The organism is Flavobacterium kingsejongi (genome assembly GCF_003076475.1).
Classification (GTDB): domain Bacteria; phylum Bacteroidota; class Bacteroidia; order Flavobacteriales; family Flavobacteriaceae; genus Flavobacterium; species Flavobacterium kingsejongi.
This window is the reverse complement of sequence record NZ_CP020919.1, coordinates 947,689-972,539: the sequence shown is the minus strand read 5'-3', so window position 1 is coordinate 972,539 and position 24,851 is coordinate 947,689. Positions and strand designations below refer to the sequence as shown.

12 protein-coding genes are annotated in these 24,851 nt (G+C 43.3%); 4 read left to right on the top strand and 8 right to left on the bottom strand.

What is annotated here, in order from left to right; translation table 11 throughout:
* Positions 1–5: 5 nt before the first annotated feature.
* Genes FK004_RS04175 through FK004_RS04165 form a run of 3 tightly spaced genes read right to left on the bottom strand, consistent with a single transcriptional unit; the run spans position 6 to position 2,690 of the window.
* Positions 6–782 (bottom strand): heme ABC transporter ATP-binding protein, encoded by a 777-nt coding sequence (locus tag FK004_RS04175; RefSeq protein WP_108736125.1) that lies wholly within the window; start codon positions 780–782, stop codon positions 6–8.
* A 2-nt stretch (positions 783–784) separates the two neighbouring features.
* Positions 785–1,819 carry a FecCD family ABC transporter permease gene (locus FK004_RS04170; protein ID WP_108736124.1) on the bottom strand — a complete coding sequence of 345 codons (1,035 nt, stop codon included), beginning with the start codon at positions 1,817–1,819 and terminating at the stop codon, positions 785–787.
* Entirely contained in the window at positions 1,809–2,690 is an 882-nt protein-coding gene (locus FK004_RS04165; RefSeq protein WP_108736123.1) for a heme/hemin ABC transporter substrate-binding protein, read from the bottom strand. Before FK004_RS04165 ends, FK004_RS04170 begins: the two co-directional genes overlap by 11 nt.
* 646 nt (positions 2,691–3,336) lie before the next feature.
* On the opposite strand from FK004_RS04165, the gene FK004_RS04160 reads away from it, so the two are divergent.
* Both FK004_RS04160 and FK004_RS04155 read left to right on the top strand, forming a co-directional pair.
* Positions 3,337–4,254, top strand: coding sequence for a PorP/SprF family type IX secretion system membrane protein (locus tag FK004_RS04160; RefSeq protein WP_108738746.1), 918 nt, complete (start codon positions 3,337–3,339; stop codon positions 4,252–4,254).
* A gap of 15 nt (positions 4,255–4,269) precedes the next feature.
* Positions 4,270–6,474, top strand: coding sequence for an OmpA family protein (locus FK004_RS04155; RefSeq protein ID WP_108736122.1), 2,205 nt, complete (start codon positions 4,270–4,272; stop codon positions 6,472–6,474).
* Between the two features lie 1,183 nt (positions 6,475–7,657).
* Here the strand turns inward: FK004_RS04155 and FK004_RS04150 are convergent.
* The 5 genes from FK004_RS04150 to FK004_RS04130 all read right to left on the bottom strand — a co-directional run bounded on the left by FK004_RS04150 (position 7,658) and on the right by FK004_RS04130 (position 23,136).
* Positions 7,658–8,074, bottom strand: coding sequence for a helix-turn-helix domain-containing protein (locus FK004_RS04150; protein ID WP_108736121.1), 417 nt, complete (start codon positions 8,072–8,074; stop codon positions 7,658–7,660).
* 442 nt (positions 8,075–8,516) lie between these two features.
* Positions 8,517–9,719: an IS256 family transposase gene (locus tag FK004_RS04145; protein ID WP_108736120.1), complete on the bottom strand. Its 1,203-nt coding sequence runs from the start codon at positions 9,717–9,719 to the stop codon at positions 8,517–8,519.
* 272 nt (positions 9,720–9,991) lie between these two features.
* Positions 9,992–11,230 carry a T9SS type B sorting domain-containing protein gene (locus FK004_RS04140; protein WP_108736119.1) on the bottom strand — a complete coding sequence of 413 codons (1,239 nt, stop codon included), beginning with the start codon at positions 11,228–11,230 and terminating at the stop codon, positions 9,992–9,994.
* Between the two features lie 18 nt (positions 11,231–11,248).
* Complete coding sequence (locus FK004_RS04135; RefSeq protein ID WP_108736118.1) at positions 11,249–14,920, bottom strand: beta strand repeat-containing protein; 3,672 nt, start codon at positions 14,918–14,920, stop codon at positions 11,249–11,251.
* Between the two features lie 20 nt (positions 14,921–14,940).
* A complete protein-coding gene (locus FK004_RS04130; RefSeq protein WP_157956025.1) occupies positions 14,941–23,136 on the bottom strand; it encodes a beta strand repeat-containing protein in 8,196 nt (2,731 codons plus the stop codon).
* Positions 23,137–23,352: 216 nt separating this feature from the next.
* Here FK004_RS04130 and FK004_RS04125 point away from each other — a divergent pair, with 216 nt between their 5' ends.
* Positions 23,353–23,673: an ISAon1 family transposase N-terminal region protein gene (locus FK004_RS04125; protein ID WP_108738745.1), complete on the top strand. Its 321-nt coding sequence runs from the start codon at positions 23,353–23,355 to the stop codon at positions 23,671–23,673.
* On the top strand, positions 23,666–24,649 hold the full coding sequence (locus tag FK004_RS04120) for an ISAon1 family transposase (RefSeq protein WP_108736116.1): 984 nt from the start codon (positions 23,666–23,668) through the stop codon (positions 24,647–24,649). The genes FK004_RS04125 and FK004_RS04120 overlap by 8 nt, the downstream gene beginning before the upstream one ends.
* Positions 24,650–24,851 lie beyond the last annotated feature (202 nt).

Below are 24,851 nucleotides of genomic sequence, written 5' to 3'. Positions count from 1 at the left end.
TGAAATTAAGTTCCGAATATTATTATTGGATTGTTATTAACTGGGTTGGCACAGATCGTGCAGGGAAAATTATAGACTTTACTGATGATTTCCCGGGTAAATACCTGATCGGGGATATCGTGTGCGACAATTTTTCCTTTTTGCATGAGCAGTACAGAATCGGCAAATTGTGCTGCCAGATTCAGGTCATGTAATACGACGACGGCTGTATTGCCCCTTTCTGTAAATTTTTTAAGCGTATTCAGTATTTTATGCTGGTGCGAGACGTCTAAGTTATTCAGCGGCTCATCGAGAAAAACCAACTTGTGCATCACATCATTGTCCAGCTGCGTAAGCACCCGGGCAAGGTGTACCCGTTGTTTCTCACCTCCCGAAAGCGAATTGTAATCCCGGTGCTGCATGTTAAGGATATCAGTTTCCTGCATGGCATGCTCGGTAGCCGTGATATCTTCGGGATGCGGATTGGAATTAAAATAAGGGTAACGTCCCATCATCACGACATCTTTCACGCTGAGTGGGATATCATTGCTGTTTTGTTGGGAAAACTTAGCCTTATGTTTGGAAAGGTCTTTCGGATTCCAGTTGGTAAAAGTTTTTTTCTTAAAATGGATCGCATCTTTCTCTCCCTTAATCTCGTTGGCCAAAAAGCTGAGCAACGTAGATTTTCCTGCACCATTAGGCCCAACGATGACCAATAATTCGCCGTAATTGATGGTAACATCAATACTGTCGAGTATAGGGACTTTTTTGTGGGCATACGATATTTTGTGCGCTTGTAACATAGCTACATGGATTTTTTATAATGTATTAGGATGGCTATAAAAATTGGAGCCCCCATAAAAGCAGTCAATATCCCTATTGGAATCTCCGATGGAGCTACCAGTGTACGGCTTATTGTATCTGCCGTGAGCAGTAAAATACTACCCAGTACCGCAGAAAGCGGCAATATAATATGATAGTTCGATTTAAAAATCAAACGCAATATGTACGGAATAATAAGTCCTACAAAACCAATGGTTCCTGCAAAGGCTACCGAGGTTCCCACCATTAAGGCGGTCAGGATTACAATTCTCTTCTTTACCTTCTCGACTGGAATCCCCAGGTGTTGTGCATCCCGTTCTCCCAGCATCATGGCATTCAGGGCTTTCCCTTTGGTGATCAGGAAGCTGTAGGCTACGGCTATAACGACGGCTAAAATACCGTTTTTCGTCCAGGAAGCAGCACCCAAGCTACCCATTTCCCAAAAAGTAAGGTCCCTAAGCTCTTCATCGGTAGATAAATAGGTCAGGAATCCCGTTACTGCACGGGTGAGTGCCGTAATGGCAACTCCGGAAAGCAACATAATGATGACATTGGTTTTCCCTTTTGAGGTGGAAATCCGGTAAATGAACGTCATGGCGATTAATGCCCCGATAAAGGCCGCAATACTCAGGATAGAGTAGTGCAGCACTTCCGGAATGTATTTTTTAAACGAACTTCCCAATACGATTGTGATGGCAGCAAACAGGGTAGACCCTGCCGTGATCCCAATCAAATCGGGGGTGGCCAGTGGATTCTTGAACATACCCTGAAGGCAGGTTCCGGAAACGGCCAGGGCGCTACCGATTAGGATGGCCATAACAATTCTTGGCAATCGCAATTCCAGCAACACAAACCGATCACTTTCGGGAATCGCGGTGTTGGGATTGAAAACGGTAGCAATAATTTCGGCAACGCTGTGTTTTTCAAATTCATAAACCCCCATATATAAGGAAATTACTGCCAGTACAACCAGCAGTAATAAGCTCAGAATAAGATATAATGGTAATTTATTTTGCATTTTCAAGTAACAGTGTATTCAATTCTTTTGCAGCTTCTCCCAAACGTGGTCCGAAACCAGAAAGTAATCCACCGTCCATTGCAATAATTCTTTTGTTTTTTCCTGCTTTAGTTTTGTCAATTCCAGGGATTTTCAGCACACCCGCAGGTCCGCCAAGGCTTCCTAAACCAGAAGTAAACATTAGGATCGCATCAGGATTTCCTTGGATTACCGCTTCCGGAGTTAAAGGCTTGTAGTCTTCAAATGAAAGGGTTGCATTTTCACCACCCGCCAAAGCGATCATTTTTTCTACCGGTGTATTTTTTCCAGCTACCATTAGGGTACCAGCGCCACGAGCGTAGATGAATAATACTTTAGGTTTTGTTTTTAACGCCTGTACCCCTTTAAGGTCAGTGTCTATTTTATCTTGTAGCGCTTTGTATTCTGTGTTGTGTAATACAGCTGCTACTTCTTTGATCAGTTCTTTTGTTCCGGTTTCCGAAACGGTTTGTTCGAAGATGTGAGCTTCGATTCCCGCACTTTTAATTTTTGCAATCAAATCCGGTGTAAGGTCTTTGGCAGTAGCCAATATCATGGTAGGCTGTAAGGCAATTACCGATTCGATTGAGATAGAACTCACATGCCCTAAATCTTTTGCAGTTTGTTTTACCGATTCCGGGTAAGTCGACGTTACATCCACACCTACTAATTCTTTTTCATGGCCCAGGGCACTTACAATTTCTGTAATAGCACCGTTAAGCGATACAATTTTATGAGCCGGAGCAGCAACTTCCGTTACCGGTGTTTCAACAGGTTTAGCGTCCTCTTTTTTACAAGCTGTAAAGGCCGTTATCAGGAGCGTCACGGCAATAATGCGGGTTATTTTTTTCATAAGTAGTCGGTAATTGTTTTTATTCAATCTAAATAAGTGCAAATCTATCTTTTTTATCCCTATTAAAAAAAGAAAAGTTATTAAAAAATGGTTCCATTAAGACTATTTTAAACATTCCATCCGGCCTATGAGAACGGGAGCCGTACCGGACTTGTAAAAAATAGCGTCTTGCTGCTAAACACCGGATTCATTCGTGCCATTTTGCGATTTTAAAAATTGGAGTACGTTCCGGTTGTTTCAGGATCCTGTGTAATTAGACTACACATTTACAGTTGCTTAGTGGCCCTTATGCAATCTATTCCTGCAATAAAAGGGATGGGATTGTTTATAATCAACCGATTATGGGTACGAATTGTCCTATTCTGATATTATAATGACGTATTGGGGTAATCGGTACGTTCTCCAAGGAGTAATTTTGCCCCAATATTACCAGTAACAGCCCTAATTGGGTTGGGTAGTGTTTGATTTTTATACCCTTTTCTGTAGGGGGGCAAGCATCGCAGTGCTGCATAGTATAGAATATCGCCTCCTATTTTACAGTAATCAAAAAGATCATACCGCCTCTGGTAGTTGGAATTACTGACTATTTAAATGAATTAATGACAATTAGCGAATGCGGACATCCGTATTCCGGAAACTAAACGAAATGAAGAAGATAGCAATCGGTTTTATTGTAGCAGTCCTGGGATTAAACAGTGCCCAGGCGCAAAACCAACCCCAATTTTCACAATACATGTACAACCCTATGGCATTCAACCCCGGATATGCCGGAACAGGAGGCGTGATGAGCGCTTTGGCTTCCTATCGTACCCAATGGGTAGGGCTGGATGGCGCACCACAAACCATATCCTTTTCAGGGCAAAGCCCCTTAGGCGAGTACGGCGGTCTTGGTGTCAATATCTTTAATGACCAGATTGGGCCGTCCAAAGAAACTACCGCAATGATCAATGCCAGTTATACGATCGTCGATTATGATAATGATGTAAAGTACTCCTTTGGTGTTTCTGCCGGGGGAAGGCAACTTCAGGTTGATTTTAATAAATTAAATATAGAGCACGGTGGGGATACCTCCTTAACAGGCTCACTGAACCGCTTTTCTCCCAATGTTGGGGTAGGCCTATTTGTACATACCGAAGAATGGTATGTGGGGCTATCGGTACCATATATCCTGAATACCAAATTTTATGATGACGTGGCCAGCAGTTTTACGGCCAGCAAACCCCAGTTTTATGGTGTTGCCGGTTATGTGTTTGAAATCAACCCCGAGTTGAAATTCAAGCCGGCTACCATGATCCGCGCCATATCGGGAGCACCTTTGTCCATCGATGTGTCGGCCAATTTCCTGATCAGCGACATGGTTACCCTGGGTGCCTCCTACCGTTGGGATGCCGCTATTAGCGCCCTGGCGGGTTTCCAGATTAGCGAAGACCTGCAAATTGGCTACAGTTATGATTTTGATACAAACAAGCTGGGGAATTACAACTCCGGTTCCCATGAAATATTCATTCGATTTGACCTCTTCTCCAAAAACACAAATCGATACGTTAATCCCCGATTCTTCTAACTTAAAAAACAATCTATGAAGGTATACTTTACGCTTTTAACTTTTGCCGTTTTGTCCTTTCACACCTACTCCCAGCAAAAGGACCTCCATAAGGCCAACAAAAAATATGACCAGTTTGCCTATGTCGAAGCGGGAGAATTGTATACGAAATTTGTGGATAAAGGCTACCGGTCTGCCTTAGCCTATACCCGGCTGGGCGATATTTACTACCTGAACGGCAATATGCCCGAAGCCCTGAAATGGTACACTCTCATGCATGGCATGCAAAATGAAACGGCCATCGATCCGGTTCACCTCTTCCGGTATGGGCAATGCCTGCGGGCCGCAGGAGATTATGATGCCGCTGCAGGTGTTTTGGAATCCGTTAATAAGCACTGTACCGGTGCTGCCTGCGATAGCCTCAATACCATGACCAACCTCGAAGCCATCGAAAAGCTTTCGGGACGTTATACGCTGCGCCCCGTGAGCCTTAATTCCGGAAGTTCAGATTATGGTGTCGCCTTTTATAAAGACCGGGCCGTGATCTATACCTCCGCACGTGCTGTAGATGCTACTGCCCAGATCGACCGCTGGAGCAATAAGCCCTTTTTTAAACTTTTCAATGCGACCATAGCCGATAATGGCGACCTGATCGCTTCCAAAATACTCGAGAAAACCGAACAGTCCAAATACCATGAGTCAACCCCTGCTTTTACGCGGGATGGCAAAACCATGTACTTTACCCGAAGTGGCAGGCGCTATAACAAAAAGCGGAGGGATACCGAGAAAACAAATCAGCTCAAAATTTACCGGGCAACGATCAATGCCGAAGGCCTGTGGGATTCCCTACAGGAATTGCCATTTAATAGCGCGTCATTTTCGAATGCCCATCCCACACTCAGCAAGGATGAAAAAACACTCATCTTTGCCTCCGACCGTCCCGGTTCCCTAGGGCTTACCGATCTCTATCGTGTAGCGATAAACGATGACGGCACTTTTGGCGAAGTCGTATCCCTGGGCAATGAAATTAATACCCCCGGACGCGAATCCTTCCCGTATGTAGGACCGGACGGGACACTCTATTTCTCTTCCGACGGCCATGCCGGGTTGGGAGGGCTTGATGTCTATGAAGCACGTGTCGATAGCGACGGTGTTTTTGCCATACTGAATATGGGAAAACCCATCAATTCTACCCAGGATGATTTTACATTTGTCATGGATCCCGAAAATAACCAGGGCTATGTGGCCAGTAACCGTTTTGGGAATGATGCCGTGTTTACTGTTTTTCCGGTAGACCAGGAAGCCATCAGTACCAACGAGATGATTCTCTTTGGAACCTTACAGGATCATGACCAGAAACTGATAACAGGAATTACCAAAATCACCGCCTATGATGAAGAGGGGAATTTGGTAGACGAATTTTTTACCGATGCCAATGGCGAATATTTAGTCAAATTACCCCGCGGGCGCTATATGCTCCGTTATGAAAACCCGGGATTCCTCATTTCAAAATTGGTAGTAGGCAATACGGCTGCCGATGACAACCAAATGGTCCGGCTCAATGTAGAACTGGAACCCGACCCCGATTATCAAAACAACCTCAAAGCCATAACTAAAAATGAAGTTAAGGACAGTGACGGAAACCATCCTTTTGTCAAGGGGTTCATACACCGGGAAAAAAATGTAACCGGAATTATTACAGATGAAAATGGGCATGACCTCGCTTTGGCGGGAGAGAATGTCCCGGAAGATACTGCCGGAGGCCTCAATGAAGAGGGGGAAAGTAACGGAAGTGACCGAAATAATAGCAGTAAGGATAACCAAGCCAATGCAACCAATTCCGATAATCCAAATGAGTATGAAGGAACCCTTACCGATAGCGAATTTGATGTCGATCCGGTGTATTTCGAATTCGATAAGTCCCGTATTACCAAAGAGGCTGTAGTTCAGCTTGATAATGTCATCCGGATCCTGAAGAATAATCCAAGATTAAGCCTTGATATCCGTTCTTATACCGATAGTAGGGGACGTTCTTCCTATAATGATGCCCTCTCCGAAAGGCGTACCAGCAGTGTGATGAATTACATACTGGAACACGGCATTGATTATGACCGGGTGAGTGGCCGCGGTTATGGAGAACAGCATACCGTTAACCAATGTACCGATGATGTGCCTTGTGCCGAATCGGAGCATGCCCTGAACCGCCGATCCGAATTTATCTTTATCGGCCATAAAAAATAACAGATGGGCGATCGTACCAGTCGCCATTTATTTAGTTTGTTTTGTTATAAGCCTCCTTCGGGAGGCTTTTTTTATGTATAATTGTCGCATTGACAACGATAGGCAATGCGTTCATTAATAGTGTATAAGGACTAAATATATTTAAATGAAAGTAACAGGAGAATAAATACCCAAAAACAGCCGTGCCATTGGGAGGGCGATACATAGGATCGAATTTATGACCACACTTAAGTGTGCATCGTTATACGGTAAGTCGAGGTCGCGTGCACACCAAAGTGTGCATCCGATACATAGGATCGAATTTATGACCACACTTAAGTGTGCATCGTTATACGGTGGGTCGAGGTCGCGTGCACACCAAAGTGTGCATCTGATACGTGAAATCGAGGTCGCGACCACACCAAAGTGTGCATCGTTATACGGTGTGTCGAGGTCACGTTGACACTAAAGTGTGAAAAACTATACGGTAAGTCGAGGTCGCGACCACACCAAAGTGTGCATTTTATACGTCCAAAGTGTGGTCGCGATACGTCCCCGGACGTGTCGCGATACGTCGGAGGTGTGGTCATTTTACGTCCCAAGTGTGGTCGCGATACGTCAAAGGTGTGGTCGCGACACGTCCCCCGACGTATAATTTGGCGTCCCCGGACGTGTCGCGACACGTCAAAGGTGTGGTCGCGACACGTCCCTCGACGTATAATTTGGCGTCCCTCGACGTATCGGAATACGTCCCTCGACGTATTTTTTGAGTGTTAGAAGGGAAGAAGTGAGAAGTGGAGCTCGGTATTAGATAGATGTAAACTACGTCGACATACCTTAGCTGTACGTCCCACTTTTCTTCGTTCCCGCGGGCATCCTGCCCGTGGCCGCAAACTACAGCGACAACATCGGTTTTTACTTTTTACCTCTCACTTTTTACCTCTTACTTCTTTATAATAGTTATGGATTCTGATTGTCGCCACGAGCTTGAACCTCGCGGTAGCCTTTGCGTTAGTTAGTAGTAAAGTAAATAGGTTCCGTAGTTCTTGTTCCCGTGGGCATCCTGCCCGTGGCCGAAAACTACGTTCGGTATCGTCCGGTTTTACTTCTCACTGTCCATCTTTAAAATAGGTACAAAAAAATAGTGGGGTACTAAACCCCACTATTTTTTGGACTCATACAGTCAGTATATATATGATATGTATTACTTATTCTTTAGCATCTGTTCCAGGTAAGCAATCTTATCCTGTTCCGATTGTAACAGGCGTTCGTATAACTTTTTGTTTTCGTCCACAACTTCAATAAGTTTTTCCAGAGGATTAATGGTAAAACTACAATTACTGCCTAAGAAGTTATCTCCACTATGGTCATTAAATGTATTGTAGTTATTAATGGCTGCTTCTTCCGAGAAGTTTTTGATGGCTTCTGTAGTAACGCCTAATATTTTTGCAATCTCCACCAGCTTTTCGTCGTCAATAGTTTCACTTTGTTCCATTCTGCTCACGGTTTGTTGGCTTGTTCCCAATTTGATAGCCAGCGTGTCCTGATTTATTCCTCTCAGTTCGCGGATACGACTGATTTTACGGACAATGTAATGTGGTGGTGTTACGGGATTCGTCATAATAAAGGTTTTAAAAATTTGGGCTGCGTAAAGTACTTTGGTTTTGTAGTTTACACAAGAAAATACTATTTACTTGCAGGGGAATTACAAAAATACACTTTTTAACGAAGTCTGTGAGATAAATCTGTGAAAAGTAAAGAGCAGCGGGTGAGAGGTGAAGAAGTGAAAAGTAAGAGGTGAGGAAGTAAGAGGTGAAAAGGTAAGATGTGGAGAAGTAAAAGGGAAAAGGTAAGATGGTTGAGGTAAAATGAGAGATGCATCCTGCCCGTGGCCGCAAACTACATCGACAACGTCCGGTTTACTTTTACCTCTTCCATTTCACGTCTCACTTCTTTTACAATTGTTATGGATTCAGATTGTCGCCACTAGCTGGAATTTCGCGGTAGCCTATGTGGTGACACTATCCCGCAAAGTGTGTAAGTTAAAAAGTTTAGGCTTGGATTTATAATCTGAGCCTTTTTTCAAATATAAGCACAAATTGATTTAATACAATCCCCCAATCTCTTATAGGCATTGTCCATTTTTTTGTAGCTTCTCTTAAGGCTAGGAAAACCGATTTCAAGACCGCATCATCGGTTGGGAAAGACATTTTATTTCTGGTGTATTTCCGGATTTTTCCGTTAAGATTTTCAATCAGATTAGTGGTATAAATAATTTTACGGATTTCCACTGGGAAGTCAAAAAAGACAGTCAACTCATCCCAATTGTCTCGCCAGGACTTGATGGCATACGAATATTTCGACTCCCATTTCTCAGCAAAATCGTTTAACGCGTGTTCTGCTGCTTGTTTATTTGGCGCGTTATAAATGTGTTTCATATCAGCAGTAAAGGCCTTCCTGTCTTTCCAGACCACATATTTACAGGCATTTCGTATTTGATGAACCACGCAGATTTGAGTTTGGGATTGTGGAAAAACCGAGCGTATTGTTTGAGTAAAGCCATTTAAGTTATCCGTGGCAGTGATCAAAATATCTTCCACACCACGAGCTTTTAAGTCAGTCAGAACACTCATCCAAAAACTTGAACTTTCGTTCTTTCCAAGCCACATTCCAAGAATTTCCTTTTTGCCATCCCGCCGCAACCCAACAGCCAGATAAATGGTTTTATTAATTACTTTTGAGTTATCACGAACTTTAAATACGATTCCATCCATCCAAACAATAAGATATAAATCTTCTAATGGACGGTGCTGCCACGCAACTATTTCATTCGATATTTTACTGGTAATACGTGAGATAGTAGAAGTAGATACATCAAAATCATACATTTCTCTAATCTGTTCTTCAATGTCGCTAACGCTCATTCCTTTGGCGTAGAAAGAGATGATAATATTTTCTAAACCATCTATAATATTATGCCGCTTAGGCACTAATGCTGGTTCAAAATTGCTTTCCCGATCGCGTGGAACTTTGATTTCACTCTCACCAAAGGACGATTTTATCTTTTTGATTTGATGTCCATTACGATAGTTCCCATCAGTCGTTTTCTCATGTTTCCCATTATCAAGATGCGCATCAAGTTCAGCTTCGAGCATATGTTCTACTGCTCTTTTATGCATTTGTTTGAAGAAAGATGTCAAATCTTCCCCCGTTTTAAAGGATTTATAGAAATCCTTGTTGTTCAATAAGTCTTCTTTGTCAATCATAAGATGTAAATATAAAATGTTAAAAAGTTATTTCCGAAAATTTTTGAGCTTTTTGAATTAGCTCAAAATTTTCAGAATAACTTTTTAACTTACACACTTAATGAGATGCTACCTATGTGGTATTTAGTTGTAAAGAAACTATGTTTCGTAATTTTCGCTCCCGCGGGCATCTTGCCTGTGGCCTCAAACCACTTCGACAACATCAGTTTTACTTCTTACTTCCTCTATCTGACCTCTCACTTTTTCCCTTTCACCAATCGTCCAACAGTCTATTATTTGTTACTGATGTAGAGGTATCCAGTTTTGGATTTGGTCCTGTGGCCGTTATTGTATTTCAGTACATAGAAATACGTTCCCACAGGTAGTCCCGCTGGTTTATTGACATTGAGGCTTGTATTGGAAATTCCTTTAAAGACCCTTTCCGTTTCATTATAACTATCGACACGGTATACCAACTGTGAATACCGGTTGTAAATCTCGAGGGTATTGTCGGGATAACGCTCGATACCACTAATGTGGAAAAAGTCATTTTTGCCATCACCATTTGGCGATACCCCATTGTAAAAGACCATGCCATCAAAACTTTCATGATCATCCTCAAATACCAGTGCTATCGTGAACACACCATAACCGGTTACCAATGCTGATACTTCGGTCAGTCCACTATCGCCAATACCACCCTGGGAGATCCATTGCTGGGTGTCTTCATTCCAGCGTACGATCTGTAAAGTAGTGCCGGGTGTCTCTTCAAAGAGATAGGAGGGTGTGGTTGCCGGATTAAGGGATAGCGTAATTACAGCCATCGTGTTCCCCACTTCCCGATGCATTTCCCAATATTCGTTCTGGTTGATCACATAGACGTCGGATGCTTTTTGCGATAGCGGATAGAGGGTTCCGGGATTTTCCATAAAATACTGCTTTCGGTACTGTTCGCTCCCGGCCAATTGGGTATGGCCGGCAGGGCGGTAATGGCCCTGGTGCCCAATAGGAGAGGTCCAGTCATTGGATCCTACTTTTACCGTGGGGCCATCGATAAAGCTGTCTTCGTCGGCATTGGTTACTGCGGCATCTTCGCCAAAGGTAACTAACCCGGCATTGGTGCGCGCATCGACAATTCCCCGCATAAAGCTGGCCGTACCAAAAATCTGGATGGGCGACCACAGGTCAATCGCCATGACCGGTGTAGGATTATTCAGTTCTAAATGTTTGAAGTCGGTCTTGGCACCAGGTGCAATACTCATCAGTGTTTGGACACTGTTTCCTGAAAATACCGTAATTCCCTGGTGTGCAGGATGAAAGGTGACCTGGCCATCATTATTATAATGCTGCAAAATGTGGACTTCACCATCATTCCGGAATGTCCCTGTTGCGGCATTCTCAAAATCGGAATGGATGGAAAGCAGGCTCCCGGGCTGCACTACCACCTGGGCGGTATTGTAAAATTGGCCCTGGACGGCACTATAGCTTAGGAGGGCTAAAAAGCTGAAACAGGAAGTTCGTATATTTTTCATAGTAACAGGATAGGCAGGTTAATTATCAATAGGTACTGCAAACATTTGGTTTTCCCCATCGGTAATACGGCCAAAACTATTGAAAACATTGGGATTACCAAAACGGTCATCGGTATGGGCCCAGTAATAATAGGTTTTGGCAGCATTGCTGCTATTGTGCAGGATCACTGTACCGTTAACCATAGTGTATAGGGAGTTGGCGGTTATATTACCACTCACCAGTCCTCCCCCTATCTTATCCCCCGTTGGAGTAGAATTGGTACTGGAATTTGAAAACCAAGAACGTATCCATACATAGGAGTTGTTCGGTGCCCGGTTGGGGTGTGAGGTGGCCAGCATGTTTACCGTAATGATATATTTAGAATTAGCTGGTAATGTGATTTGAGCCCGGGTCCAGACATGTGCATTGTTTGCTGGCAGGGTCTGACCAGTGCCCAGGTTACCTACGAGAGTAGGGGAATAGGTTGCGGTGGTGTAAGGCTGCCATTGGCTGCCGTCATATCGCAATATTTGTCCCGCTGCTGGAGTTGTAGCAGCCACTGTTCTACCCTGTAATTGGTTTGCATTCCAGTAGGCTCCTGTGTTTTGTACTGTTGCTGTAGTCGTAATGCCAGAAGTAGCCGAAGTTACGGCAGCTGTTGTTGTTGCTCGCGTTACATAGGTTTTTCCTACCGAAGCAGCGGCTATTTTTTTCAGGTTATTGGAGCCGTCTACGACTACGACCTGTTCTCCTACAGTTCCGGCAGGTAAGGTTTTAATTAATGCAGGGCCATCAATATTAACTTTTCCGGTTCCTTTAGGTGAAATCTTTAGGTCACTGTTAGCAGTAGAAGCAATTTTACTGATTCCGGAAAATCCGATAGCAATACCTTCTGTTTTATTTTGGGGTAGAAAACTAGCTAATAATTCGTCGTTGGTAGTACTTACTACATCTAAGGTGTAGGTGGGTGCATTATGTCCAATCCCTACACGTCCTGCATTGGTTATGGCAATGCGGGAGATTGCATTTGTCATAATATTAGTTCCATGGTTCGTGCGTGTGCCAAAATAAGATCCGGCAATTCCAGTGTTACCGTCATTAGTATCCCTTACATATACAGCACCATGAACATTAGTACTATTAGAAAATTGCGCCACATACCCTGCCGCTGCCGTTGATTGTACGTGCAATCCATAGGCTGGTGCAGTGGTACCTATTCCTACGTTTCCATTTCCAAGGATGGTCATTTTCTCTGTATTATTAGTACGGAAGCGTAAGGGTTGGTTGTCTGTAGTCCCTAAGAAGTTGGCCGCAGCGGTACCTGCATTTCCTGCGAGGCTCCATCCTGCCAGTCCGGCAAGGCTCAATGTATTACTGGTTACCCCATTTACCGTACTGGTAAGGTTGGTTCCGTTGAGTGCCAGGGCATTGGTGGTAGGTGGCACGACCGAAGCCAGGGTTCTTTTTTTCAGAAGCCCTGCAGCATCTACAGTAACAACCTGGTCGGCAGCGGCACCGGTATCCATTGCGGTAATAATGGCTTTTCCAACTACATGTAATTTTTGGGTAGGGGCTGCAATGCCGAGACCCAGGTTACCGGTTCCTGTAAGGCGCATGAGTTCATTGGAGGTCGTGTCGTTGGCACCAGCGCGCCAGAGGAAATTGGCGGCAGTGGCATCGACCTGTGAAACCAGCATATTACTATAAATCCCAAAACCGCGGTATTGGTGGTCATTGGCACCAAGATGCAGTACCACTCTACGGCTGTTGATATCAGTAGTAGCAGGCGCTGTATTGAAAGCCAGGCGTGATCCGGCTACATTACCAATGGTCACTACTCCATCTTTATCGATGCGCATCCGTTCAGTAGGAGTAGCCCCGGCTCCGGTCGCAGCACTACTGGTTTTAATAATAAAGGGATTAACCGTTGCTTTAGTTCCAATATAATCGGTTGCTGTCGCCGTATTTCCAGTGAGGCCCCATGCCATACTGCCTATTGCTCTTTTCTTCAGGTAACCGCTACTGGTTATGGTTACGAGGTTATCGGTAGCAACTCCATCGGACAGCAGGTCCTGGAAACGTACTTGCCCTTTGGCCACATCCAGTCGTGCACCGGTCAATGTGGCTGTTCCGGCAGCTGTACCAAGGCTTAGGGCACCATTGCCCCTCAATTTCATGAGTTCATTGGAGGTCGTGGCGTTGGCACCAGCGCGCCAGAGGAAATCGGCGCCAGTGGCATCGACCTGTGAAACCAGCAGATTACTATAAATCCCAAAACCGCGGTATTGGTGGTCATTGGCACCAAGATGCAGTACCACTCTACGGCTGTTGATATCAGTAGTAGCATCAGGCTCTGTATTGAAAGCCAGGCGTGATCCGGCTACATTACCAATGGTCACTACTCCATCTTTATCGATGCGCATCCGTTCAGTAGGAGTAGCCCCGGCTCCGGTCGCAGCACTACTGGTTTTAATAATAAAGGGATTAACCGTTGCTTTAGTTCCAATATAATCGGTTGCTGTCGCCGTATTTCCAGTGAGGCCCCATGCCATACTGCCTATTGCTCTTTTCTTCAGGTAACCGCTACTGGTTATGGTTACGAGGCTATCGGTAGCAACTCCATTGGACAGCAGGTCCCGGAAACGTACTTCCCCTTTGGCCACATCCAGTCGTGCACCGGTCATTGTGGCTGTTCCGGCAGCTGTACCAAGGCTTAGGGCACCATTGCCCCCCAATTTCATGATTTCATTCGATGTAGTATCATTTACACCTGAAAACCAGCCAAAAGCGGCAGTAGATGCATTGATATGAGAACGGAGCATTCCGGAACTGATTCCAAAACCATAGAATTCATGGTCGTTATTTTTATTGTCAAACAAGACTATTTTGCGGTTGGCTACTCCAGTACTAAAGTGTAATGGTGCTGTTGGCGCCGTGTTACCGATACCCACATTACCGGCTGCAGTAATTGTCATTTTCTCTGTATTATTGGTTCGGAAGCGTAAGGGTTGGTTGTCTGTAGTCCCTAAGAAGTTGGCCGCAGCGGTACCTGCATTTCCTGCGAGGCTCCATCCTGCCAGTCCGGCAAGACTCAATGCTGGACTGGTTACCCCATTTACGGTACTGGTCAGGTTGGTTCCTGATAAGGTAAGCGCATTGCTATTAATGATAGGTGCCGTTTTGGGAACATTATTAACGTTAGACGTTAACACATTTCCCGTACTGGTCAATAGGTTAGTGGTAGCAGGGACAATAGATGCCAGGTTGAGTGCTGCACTGGCTTTTCCGTTTACGGTACTGGTGAGGTTCGTTCCTGTTAGGTTCAGTGCATTAGTATTGATGATTGGTGCGGTTTTTTGTACGCCGTTAACCGTGCTGGTTAGTGTATTCACGGCACTGGCGAAGGCATGGGTCACGGCTTCGTTAGACAGGGATTCCCAGCGGGTGCCATTCCAGTAATAAAATCCTTCGGGCATGCCGGCCACAGTGGTAGTATGATAGACCACGAGGCTTGTGGCTGGAGCGGGAATAGTGGTTACATCTGCCGTTCCGGTGAGGGCTACTCTTGGGAGCAAAAGGCCTTTGTTGGTAGCAGTAATATCTACTGCTGCTGAGGGGTGCGGGTTGTTACTGTTACTAATTTGGGCATGGCTCTTTAGCGTGCTCGTCGCGATTAGGACAAATAGTACCGGAATATAATATAATCTCATTGTGTAAGGAGTATAAGTATTTAAAATCTACTAATGGTTTGCCATTTATTGTTTGTTTCATGAATCAGTTGGTAGGTGACTTTACCACCAACGACCACTTCGGTATCTGTTTCATCGACTGCTGCAGCTGTGCCTGCAAAAGCAATTTTTACGGTAGCCGTTGTGTTGTCTACTCTTTTTACCGTATATACTTTCCCAGCTACACTCACCGGTAGGGTAATGGTTACAGTAGCTCCGGCAGCAGCATTCACAAGAATAACCTGGTCGGTTACAGCAACTGTAGTGTTTGCTGTCACCCTTCGGATCTTCATCACATCGGTAGGGGCTGCGGCTATTTTTCTAAGGTTACCGTTGGCATCAGCCGTAACGATAGCATCTGCAGCGGCACCGGCAGGTAGTGTTTTAATCAATACACTACCATCGAGGTTGACTTTTCCGGTTCCTTTTGGTGAAATTTTAAAGTCACTATTGGCAGTAGAAGCAATCTTGCTAATACCACTAAATCCAATGGCCACCCCCTGGGTTTTGTTTGCAGGTTGAAAACTGGCCAATAATTCATCGTTGGCAGCACTTACTACATCTAAAGTGTAGGTAGGGGCGGTGTTCCCAATTCCCACATTACCCGCTGCGGTAATCGTCACTTTCTCGGTATTATTGGTACGAATGCGTAAGGGCTGGTTGTCTGTAGTTCCTAAGAAATTGGCAGCTGCTGTACCTGCATTTCCAGTTAATCCCCATCCGGCCAATGCAGATAAATTAGCCACCGTACTCACTTTTCCATTGACGGTACTGGTCAGGTCGTTCCCGGTTAGTGTCAGTATATTGGTGTTGATGATATCGGCGCTATCGATCACTCCATTTACGTCAGACGTTAAGGTATTGGCTGCGCTCGTCACGGTGTGTGTCGTTGGTGTAACCAAAGTAGATAAATCCAATGGTGTACTCGACACCCCGTTGATGGTAGTCGTCAGGTTATTTCCGGTTAATGTGGTAACGTTACTATTAATAATAGGAGCAGCAGTTGCTGTCACGATACCATTTACGGTAGTCGTCAATTGGTTTCCAGTACTGGTAATGGTATTGCTATTGATGATATTGGCATCTCTTGAGACCCCATTTACATCAGAAGTCATTACGTTTACGGCACTGGTTAATGCATTCGTAGTTGCCGGAACCAATGAAGATAAATTTACAGGAGTACTTGCGACGCCGTTAACCGTCGTCGTCAGGGTAGTACCTGCTAATGTGACAGTGTTACTATTGATGATGTTTGCCGTTGCAGGAACTCCGTTCACGTTAGAGTTTAGTAGGTTTACCGTACTGGTTAATGTGTTCGTGGTTATAGCATCTGCATCTTCCCATGAAGGCACCAGTGTTCCGGAACCGTCATCTTTGGTTACTAAAGTTTGTCCGGCTGTTCCCGGTGTTAAAGCCACACTTGCAGCTTTAAGCAGAGCATCGGTACCATCGGTTACTGCAATCAGGCTGCCACCGGTTAGGTTGCCTTTGGTAATGGCAGTATCGATATCAATGGTATTACTATCGGTTCCGTTTACGGTACTTTTTAAAGTAGTGCCGGTTAGGGTCAGCGTATTGGTCGTTGGTAGTGTTACTGTTGATAAATCTACTGCGCTACCTGGCACACCATTTATAGTAGTGGTCAGGATATTACCGGTTAATGTCGTGACATTACTATTGATAATAGCAGTATCGTCACTAATTCCGTTCACTTCAGACGTTAAAATATTGCCTGTGCTGGTTATGGAATTGGTGGTTGGTGGAACCAAAGGGGATAAATCCAATGGTGTACTCGATACTCCATTTACAGAAGTAACGAGTTGATTTCCCGTTAATGTTGTGATATTGCTGTTGATGATGGTGGCACCTGTGGGAGCATTCACCCCATTTACAGCAGTCATCAAGGTATTTCCGCTACTGGTTATCGCATTGCTATTGATGATCGTAGCATCGGCACTCACTCCATTAACTTCAGAAGTCAGGGTGTTTACCGCACTGTTCAGCGTATTGGTCGTGGGTACCGGTGGCGGGATGATATCAGCAATCGTTCTTTTTCTCAGGTTACCATTGGCATCTGTAGTCACAATGGCATCTGCAGCTGCACCGGCTGGCAATACATTTACTTTTGCAGTTCCGCCCACCTCAAGGGTTGCAGTAGGAGCGAGGACACCAATACCAATTTTAGGCTCGATGTATCCGGCTTGCCCTGCTTCTCTTTCTAAATTGACATTGATACCATAGATGGCATCTCCAATATTCAGTTCGTTTGAGGCATTACGTGCAGGTCTTACGCCACTGTTGCCTAAGAAAATATTACCATCTCCGGAAATATTATTTCTTCCCGCATAAGAACCAATACCAATATTGCGATCACCACTTGTATAGGTGGAGAGTGCAAAACTTCCAATTGCGACATTACTGCTTCCTGATTTGTTCGCCAGGGAAGCTGCAAGACCGAAAGCGGTATTGTTGGTTCCTGTAGTATTATTAAATAAGGATCGGTATCCAAATGCCGTAGTATAATCGGAAAGCATTCCGGAAGCCGTTCCACCAATCATAAATTTCAGCGGATAGTCATTCAGTGTCCCGATAAAATCGATAGGGGCAATAGTATTTCCACGTAATCCCCAGGCTTTAGTTGTTGAAGCATCTTCCCAGGAAGGGATTAAATTACCCGAGCCATCAAGTTTGGTCACTAATAACTGGTTTACTGTTCCCGGTATTAAAGACACATCGGCGTTTTTAAGCAGGGCATCGGTACCATCGGTTATTTCAATCAGGTCTCCAGAAGTTAAATTTCCTTTGGAAATGACTGTATTAATATCCAATACAGTATCAGCACCCTCCTCATCGGTATAGGTAATCGTTCCTGAACCTTGTGTAATTTTGGTCAGTGTTTCCGCACCCGTAACGACGTCTTTTAAGTCAATCGTATGATCGTCACCGGCTTCGTCTTTATACGTTAATTCATTTGCTACATTATCATACGTTAGCGCCGTTAATGTTTCTGCTCCGGATACTACATCTTTTAAGTCAATGTTGTGGGTTGTTCCTTCTTCATCTTTATAGGTTAATTCATTTGCAGTCGCATCGTAAGTCAAAGCCGTCAATGTTTCGGCACCGGCTACTACATCTTTTAAGTCAATGTTGTGGGTTGTTCCTTCTTCATCTTTGTAGATCAACTGGTTTGCGGTGGTGTCATACGTTAGCGCCGTAAGTGTTTCAGCACCGGCTACTACATCTTTTAAGTCAATGTTGTGGGTTGTTCCTTCTTCATCTTTATAGGTTAATTCATTTGCAGTCGCATCGTAAGTCAAAGCGGTAAGTGTTTCGGCACCGGCTACGACATCTTTTAAGTCAATCGGGTGACTAATTCCTTCTTCATCTTTGTAGATCAACTGGTTTGCGGTGGTATCATACGTTAGCGCCGTCAATGTTTCAGCACCGGATACTAAATCCGTAAGATCGATATTGTGTGTGTTTCCTTCTTCGTCTTTATATTGTAACTCATTTGCCGTAGCGTCATACGTTAGCACCGTAAGTGTTTCCGAACCGGCTACTAAATCCTGTAATAGGAAATCATGAGTTACATTAGCTTCATCGGTATAGGTCAATTTCTTATCGGTAGTATCATAAATCATTTTGGTCAATGTCTCGGCATTGGATACTAAGTCTTTTAAGTCAATCGGGTGATTGATTCCTTCTTCATCTTTGTAGATCAACTGGTTTGCAATGGTATCATACGTTAGCGCCGTCAATGTTTCTGCACCTGCTACGACATCTTTTAAGTCAATTGGGTGACTGATTCCTTCTTCATCTTTGTAGATCAACTGGTTTGCAGTGGTATCATACGTTAGCGCCGTCAATGTTTCCGCTCCGGATACTAAATCAGTAAGGTCAATGTTATGTGTTGTTCCTTCTTCGTCTTTGTATTGTAATTCATTAGCCGTCGCATCATAGGTCAAAGCCGTTAGTGTTTCTGCACCGGATACTAAATCAGTAAGGTCAATATTATGTGTGTTACCTTCTTCGTCTTTGTATTGTAACTCATTTGCCGTCGCGTCGTACGTCAGGGCAGTTAATGTTTCTGCACCCGATACTAAGTCTTTAAGATCAATTGTATGATCGGTACCTTCTTCGTCTTTGTATTGTAATTCATTAGCAGTCGCATCATACGTCAAAGCCGTTAATGTTTCTGCACCGGATACTAAATCAGTAAGGTCAATGTTGTGTGTTGTCCCTTCTTCGTCTTTGTATTGTAACTCATTTGCCGTAGCGTCATACGCTAAAGCTGTCAACGTTTCTGCACCCGATACTAAGTCGGTAAGATCAATGTTATGGGTTGTTCCTTCTTCGTCTTTGTATTGTAATTCATTAGCAGTCGCATCATAGGTCAAAGCTGTCAACGTTTCTGCTCCTGATACTAAATCAGTAAGGTCAATGTTGTGTGTTGTCCCTTCTTCGTCTTTGTATTGTAACTCATTTGCAGTCGCATCATACGTCAAAGCCGTTAATGTTTCTGCACCGGATACTAAGTCGGTAAGATCGATGTTGTGTGTATTTCCTTCTTCGTCTTTGTATTGTAACTCATTTGCAGTGGCATCGTAGGTTAGTGCCGTCAATGTTTCGGCACCGGCTACTACATCTTTTAAGTCAATCGGGTGATTGATTCCTTCTTCATCTTTGTAGATCAACTGGTTTGCAGTGGTATCATACGTTAGCGCAGTAAGTGTTTCTGCACCGGATACTAAATCAGTAAGGTCAATGTTATGTGTTGTTCCTTCTTCGTCTTTGTATTGTAATTCATTAGCCGTCGCATCATAGGTCAAAGCCGTTAGTGTTTCTGCACCGGATACTAAATCAGTAAGGTCAATGTTGTGTGTTGTTCCTTCTTCGTCTTTGTACTGTAATTCATTCGCCGTAGCATCGTAGGTTAGTGCCGTCAATGTTTCGGCACCGGCTACTACATCTTTTAAGTCAATCGGGTGATTGATTCCTTCTTCATCTTTGTAGATCAACTGGTTTGCAGTGGTATCATACGTTAGCGCCGTCAATGTTTCCGCTCCGGATACTAAATCAGTAAGGTCAATGTTATGTGTTGTTCCTTCTTCGTCTTTGTATTGTAATTCATTAGCCGTCGCATCATAGGTCAAAGCCGTTAGTGTTTCTGCACCGGATACTAAATCAGTAAGGTCAATATTATGTGTGTTACCTTCTTCGTCTTTGTATTGTAACTCATTTGCCGTCGCGTCGTACGTCAGGGCAGTTAATGTTTCTGCACCCGATACTAAGTCTTTAAGATCAATTGTATGATCGGTACCTTCTTCGTCTTTGTATTGTAATTCATTAGCAGTCGCATCATACGTCAAAGCCGTTAATGTTTCTGCACCGGATACTAAATCAGTAAGGTCAATGTTGTGTGTTGTCCCTTCTTCGTCTTTGTATTGTAACTCATTTGCCGTAGCGTCATACGCTAAAGCTGTCAACGTTTCTGCACCCGATACTAAGTCGGTAAGATCAATGTTATGGGTTGTTCCTTCTTCGTCTTTGTATTGTAATTCATTAGCAGTCGCATCATAGGTCAAAGCTGTCAACGTTTCTGCTCCTGATACTAAATCAGTAAGGTCAATGTTGTGTGTTGTCCCTTCTTCGTCTTTGTATTGTAACTCATTTGCAGTCGCATCATACGTCAAAGCCGTTAATGTTTCTGCACCGGATACTAAGTCGGTAAGATCGATGTTGTGTGTATTTCCTTCTTCGTCTTTGTATTGTAACTCATTTGCAGTGGCATCGTAGGTTAGTGCCGTCAATGTTTCGGCACCGGCTACTACATCTTTTAAGTCAATCGGGTGATTGATTCCTTCTTCATCTTTGTAGATCAACTGGTTTGCAGTGGTATCATACGTTAGCGCAGTAAGTGTTTCTGCACCGGATACTAAATCCGTTAGGTCGATGTTGTGTGTATTACCTTCTTCGTCTTTGTATTGTAACTCATTAGCAGTCGCATCATAGGTCAAAGCCGTCAATGTCTCCGCTCCGGATACTAAATCAGTAAGGTCAATGTTGTGTGTGTTACCTTCTTCGTCTTTGTATTGTAACTCATTTGCCGTAGCGTCATACGCTAAAGCTGTCAACGTTTCTGCACCGGATACTAAGTCGGTAAGATCAATGTTATGGGTTGTTCCTTCTTCGTCTTTGTATTGTAACTCATTTGCAGTCGCATCATACGTCAAAGCCGTTAATGTCTCTGCACCGGATACTAAATCCGTAAGGTCGATGTTGTGTGTGTTACCTTCTTCGTCTTTGTATTGTAATTCATTAGCAGTCGCATCATACGTCAAAGCCGTTAATGTTTCTGCACCGGATACTAAATCAGTAAGGTCAATATTATGTGTGTTACCTTCTTCGTCTTTGTATTGTAATTCATTAGCAGTCGCATCATAGGTCAAAGCCGTTAATGTTTCTGCACCGGATACTAAGTCGGTAAGATCAATGTTATGGGTTGTTCCTTCTTCGTCTTTGTATTGTAACTCATTTGCACTCGCATCATACGTCAAAGCCGTTAATGTCTCTGCACCGGATACTAAATCCGTAAGGTCGATGTTGTGTGTGTTACCTTCTTCGTCTTTGTATTGTAATTCATTAGCAGTCGCATCATAGGTCAAAGCTGTCAACGTTTCTGCACCGGATACTAAATCAGTAAGGTCAATGTTGTGTGTTGTCCCTTCTTCGTCTTTGTATTGTAACTCATTTGCAGTCGCATCATAGGTCAAAGCCGTTAGTGTTTCTGCACCGGATACTAAGTCGGTAAGGTCGATGTTGTGGGTTGTTCCTTCTTCGTCTTTATACTGTAACTCATTTGCAGTCGCATCATAAGTTAGTGCGGTTAATGTTTCTGCACCGGATACTAAATCGGTAAGATCAATGTTATGAATATTTCCTTCTTCATCTTTATACTGTAACTCATTCGCCGTAGCGTCGTACGTCAAAGCGGTTAATGTTTCTGCACCGGATACTAAGTCGGTAAGGTCGATGTTGTGGGTTGTTCCTTCTTCGTCTTTATACTGTAACTCATTTGCAGTCGCATCATAGGTTAGTGCGGTTAATGTTTCTGCACCGGATACTAAATCGGTAAGATCGATATTGTGTGTGTTTCCTTCTTCATCTTTGTAGATCAACTGGTTTGCAGTGGTATCATAGGTTAAAGCGGTAAGCGTTTCTGCACCGGATACTAAGTCGGTAAGGTCGATGTTGTGGGTTGTTCCTTCTTCGTCTTTATACTGTAACTCATTTGCAGTCGCATCATAAGTTAGTGCGGTCAACGTTTCAGCACCGGATACTAAATCGGTAAGATCGATATTGTGTGTTGTTCCTTCTTCATCTTTGTATTGTAACTCATTTGCAGTCGCATCATAGGTTAGTGCCGTTAATGTTTCTGCACCGGATACTAAGTCGGTAAGGTCGATGTTGTGGATTGTTCCTTCTTCGTCTTTATACTGTAACTCATTTGCAGTGGCATCATAGGTTAGTGCCGTTAATGTTTCTGCACCGGATACTAAATCTCTTAAATTGATGGTATGGGTAATCCCGTCTTCATCTTTGTAACGGAGTTCATTGCTAAGTGCATCATAGGTTAGTTCGGTCACCGTTTCGGCATCGCCTACCAAATCCTGTAGCAGGAAATCGTGTGTGGCATTGGCCTCATCGGTATAGGTCAGCTTATGATCGGTGGCGTTGTAAACTAATGAAGTTAAAGTCTGGCGGTCCAGTATAATTCCGGCGACATCGATAAGGGTTTGTGTCCCTTCTTCATTCGTAAATGTATAGGTACCATTGCCATTATCGACCATACTGGTGATATCCTGGTTGAACTCATCGATATTGGTTTGGTCGAGCAGTCGGTTCCATTTGTTATTATTCCAAAAATAAAATCCCTGGGAAACATCATTAATGGTGGTGGTATTATAGACCAGGAGACTGTTCGCTGGCGTTCCGACAATAGGAAAAGGATTCACTGATTGCGCCAGCTGCACCCGGGGAATAAGAAGCCCTTTGTCAACAGTTGTGATGTCAAGCTCAGCAGAAGGATCGGGCGTAAGGGTCCCAATTCCTACCTGGCTGTAAGTGAGAGTTGTAAAGAGCAATAAACAAATTGATAGACTGAGTTTGTTGTAGTCTTTAAAGTAAAGTTGGAGCATGCGTCTGTGTTTTGTAATTAAAAGATGTTGAATAACAATGTTTTAGACTGCAAAGTAACGGCTTATTTTTTTTTTTGAATTACCCTAATACGTTTTTTTTATAACAGATTAGGGTTTTTTTGGGATCAAGAACAAAACTTGGGGAGGAATGTCAAAATAAAATCAGAAATTTGCAATCTAAGAATTTGATATGACCCTATAGAGCTTTTGAAGTTTATGCTTCCTGATTTTTTAGTTGACCATTTTGAAGTGGTTTCTTCTACTAATACAGAAGAAATATTACACCTATACTTTGAAGAGAATGCCAAACCTCCGTCAGAATTTAATGGACTTCAGTTAATCTCAAAGGGTTTCCAGGATGAGATCACTATTCAGGACTTTCCTTTGAGAGGGAAGTTCGTGTATCTACACATCAAAAGACGTCGCTGGACCAATAAAGACACAAGTGAGATCGTTAAAAGAGATTGGAATCTAGTTGCCAAGGGAACCCGCATGACTCAGGAGTTTGCGGCTTTTTTAAAAGAAATTAATAGATAAAACTGCTATTGACTGTCATACCATTGGAGGTTTCTTTGGAGTCAATGGGAAAAAGTTACAAAGACAATACAAAAAACATTTAAGCTCCTTTAGTACGTGGGCTCAACGTGAACATGCACATGAGTGGATTATTTATCCTGAAAATATAGGTACCCACTTGTCAATTGATGAAGTAGCCTTGTCTCAGGGTGAGCTTTTTACTATTGTAACCAATAAGGAAGCTAAAGGTAAAAAAGGTTGCCTAGTTGCTATTATTGCAGGGACAAAGGCAGATCAGGTCATTGAACATATCTGTAAAATTGATTACAAAAAAAGAAGTTGGGTTCAAGAAATAACACTTGACATGGCTAATTCCATGAAGTTGATTTCCAAAAAATGTTTTCCAAAAGCGGTACAGGTTACCGATAGATTTCATGTTCAAAAATTAGCTCTAGAAGCATTACAGGAGATTAGAATAAAATATCGTTGGGAAGCGATGGATACTGAGAATCGATTCATATTACAAGCGGAAAAAGAAAAAAAAACTTATCTCCCAGATCTTTTATCTAATGGAGACTCTGTAAAACAGTTGCTCGCCAGAAGTAGATATGTTCTTTATAAATCCCGCGATAAATGGACCGAAAGACAAAATGAACGAGCCCAATTGTTATTTGGCTTATATCCCGATATTAAAAAGGCATACAGTTTAACCCAACAACTACGAGGTATTTACAACAATCATAACAATAAACACGTTGCGATGACAAAATTGGCACATTGGTACAGGAATGTAGAGGAGTCAGGGTTTAAAAATTTTAATATCCTTATAAATACTATAACGGTTAATTACCAGTCAATCTTAAACTATTTTGACAATAGAAGTACAAATGCTTCAGCAGAATCTTTTAATGCTAAAGTAAAAGCATTTAGAAGTCAATTTAGAGGAGTGCGTAAAGTAGATTTCTTCTTATTTAGATTATCTAATCTTTTTGGGTAATCCCCAAGCTTTGCGTTTGATCCTTTTTTTGGAAGCAATGGACAAACGAAAACGTTTACGGGAAGATGTAAAATTGATGGTATGAAGTACTGGCTCCAAAGGAGCATTTAAGGAAGAAAGAGATTGTTAAAAGAGGAAGAGATGTTACTGATGGCTGACAGTACAGCGTGTGTGTGATTCATGGTGCCTATTTGACAATTGC

Bases quoted from the DNA above. Each gene is read 5' to 3' on its own strand.
- FK004_RS04175 (WP_108736125.1), bottom strand. From the start codon at position 782: ATGTTACAAGCGCACAAAATATCGTATGCCCACAAAAAAGTCCCTATA.
- FK004_RS04170 (WP_108736124.1), bottom strand. From the start codon at position 1,819: ATGCAAAATAAATTACCATTATATCTTATTCTGAGCTTATTACTGCTG.
- FK004_RS04165 (WP_108736123.1), bottom strand. From the start codon at position 2,690: ATGAAAAAAATAACCCGCATTATTGCCGTGACGCTCCTGATAACGGCC.
- FK004_RS04160 (WP_108738746.1), top strand. From the start codon at position 3,337: ATGAAGAAGATAGCAATCGGTTTTATTGTAGCAGTCCTGGGATTAAAC.
- FK004_RS04155 (WP_108736122.1), top strand. From the start codon at position 4,270: ATGAAGGTATACTTTACGCTTTTAACTTTTGCCGTTTTGTCCTTTCAC.
- FK004_RS04150 (WP_108736121.1), bottom strand. From the start codon at position 8,074: ATGACGAATCCCGTAACACCACCACATTACATTGTCCGTAAAATCAGT.
- FK004_RS04145 (WP_108736120.1), bottom strand. From the start codon at position 9,719: ATGATTGACAAAGAAGACTTATTGAACAACAAGGATTTCTATAAATCC.
- FK004_RS04140 (WP_108736119.1), bottom strand. From the start codon at position 11,230: ATGAAAAATATACGAACTTCCTGTTTCAGCTTTTTAGCCCTCCTAAGC.
- FK004_RS04135 (WP_108736118.1), bottom strand. From the start codon at position 14,920: ATGAGATTATATTATATTCCGGTACTATTTGTCCTAATCGCGACGAGC.
- FK004_RS04130 (WP_157956025.1), bottom strand. From the start codon at position 23,136: ATGCTCCAACTTTACTTTAAAGACTACAACAAACTCAGTCTATCAATT.
- FK004_RS04125 (WP_108738745.1), top strand. From the start codon at position 23,353: ATGCTTCCTGATTTTTTAGTTGACCATTTTGAAGTGGTTTCTTCTACT.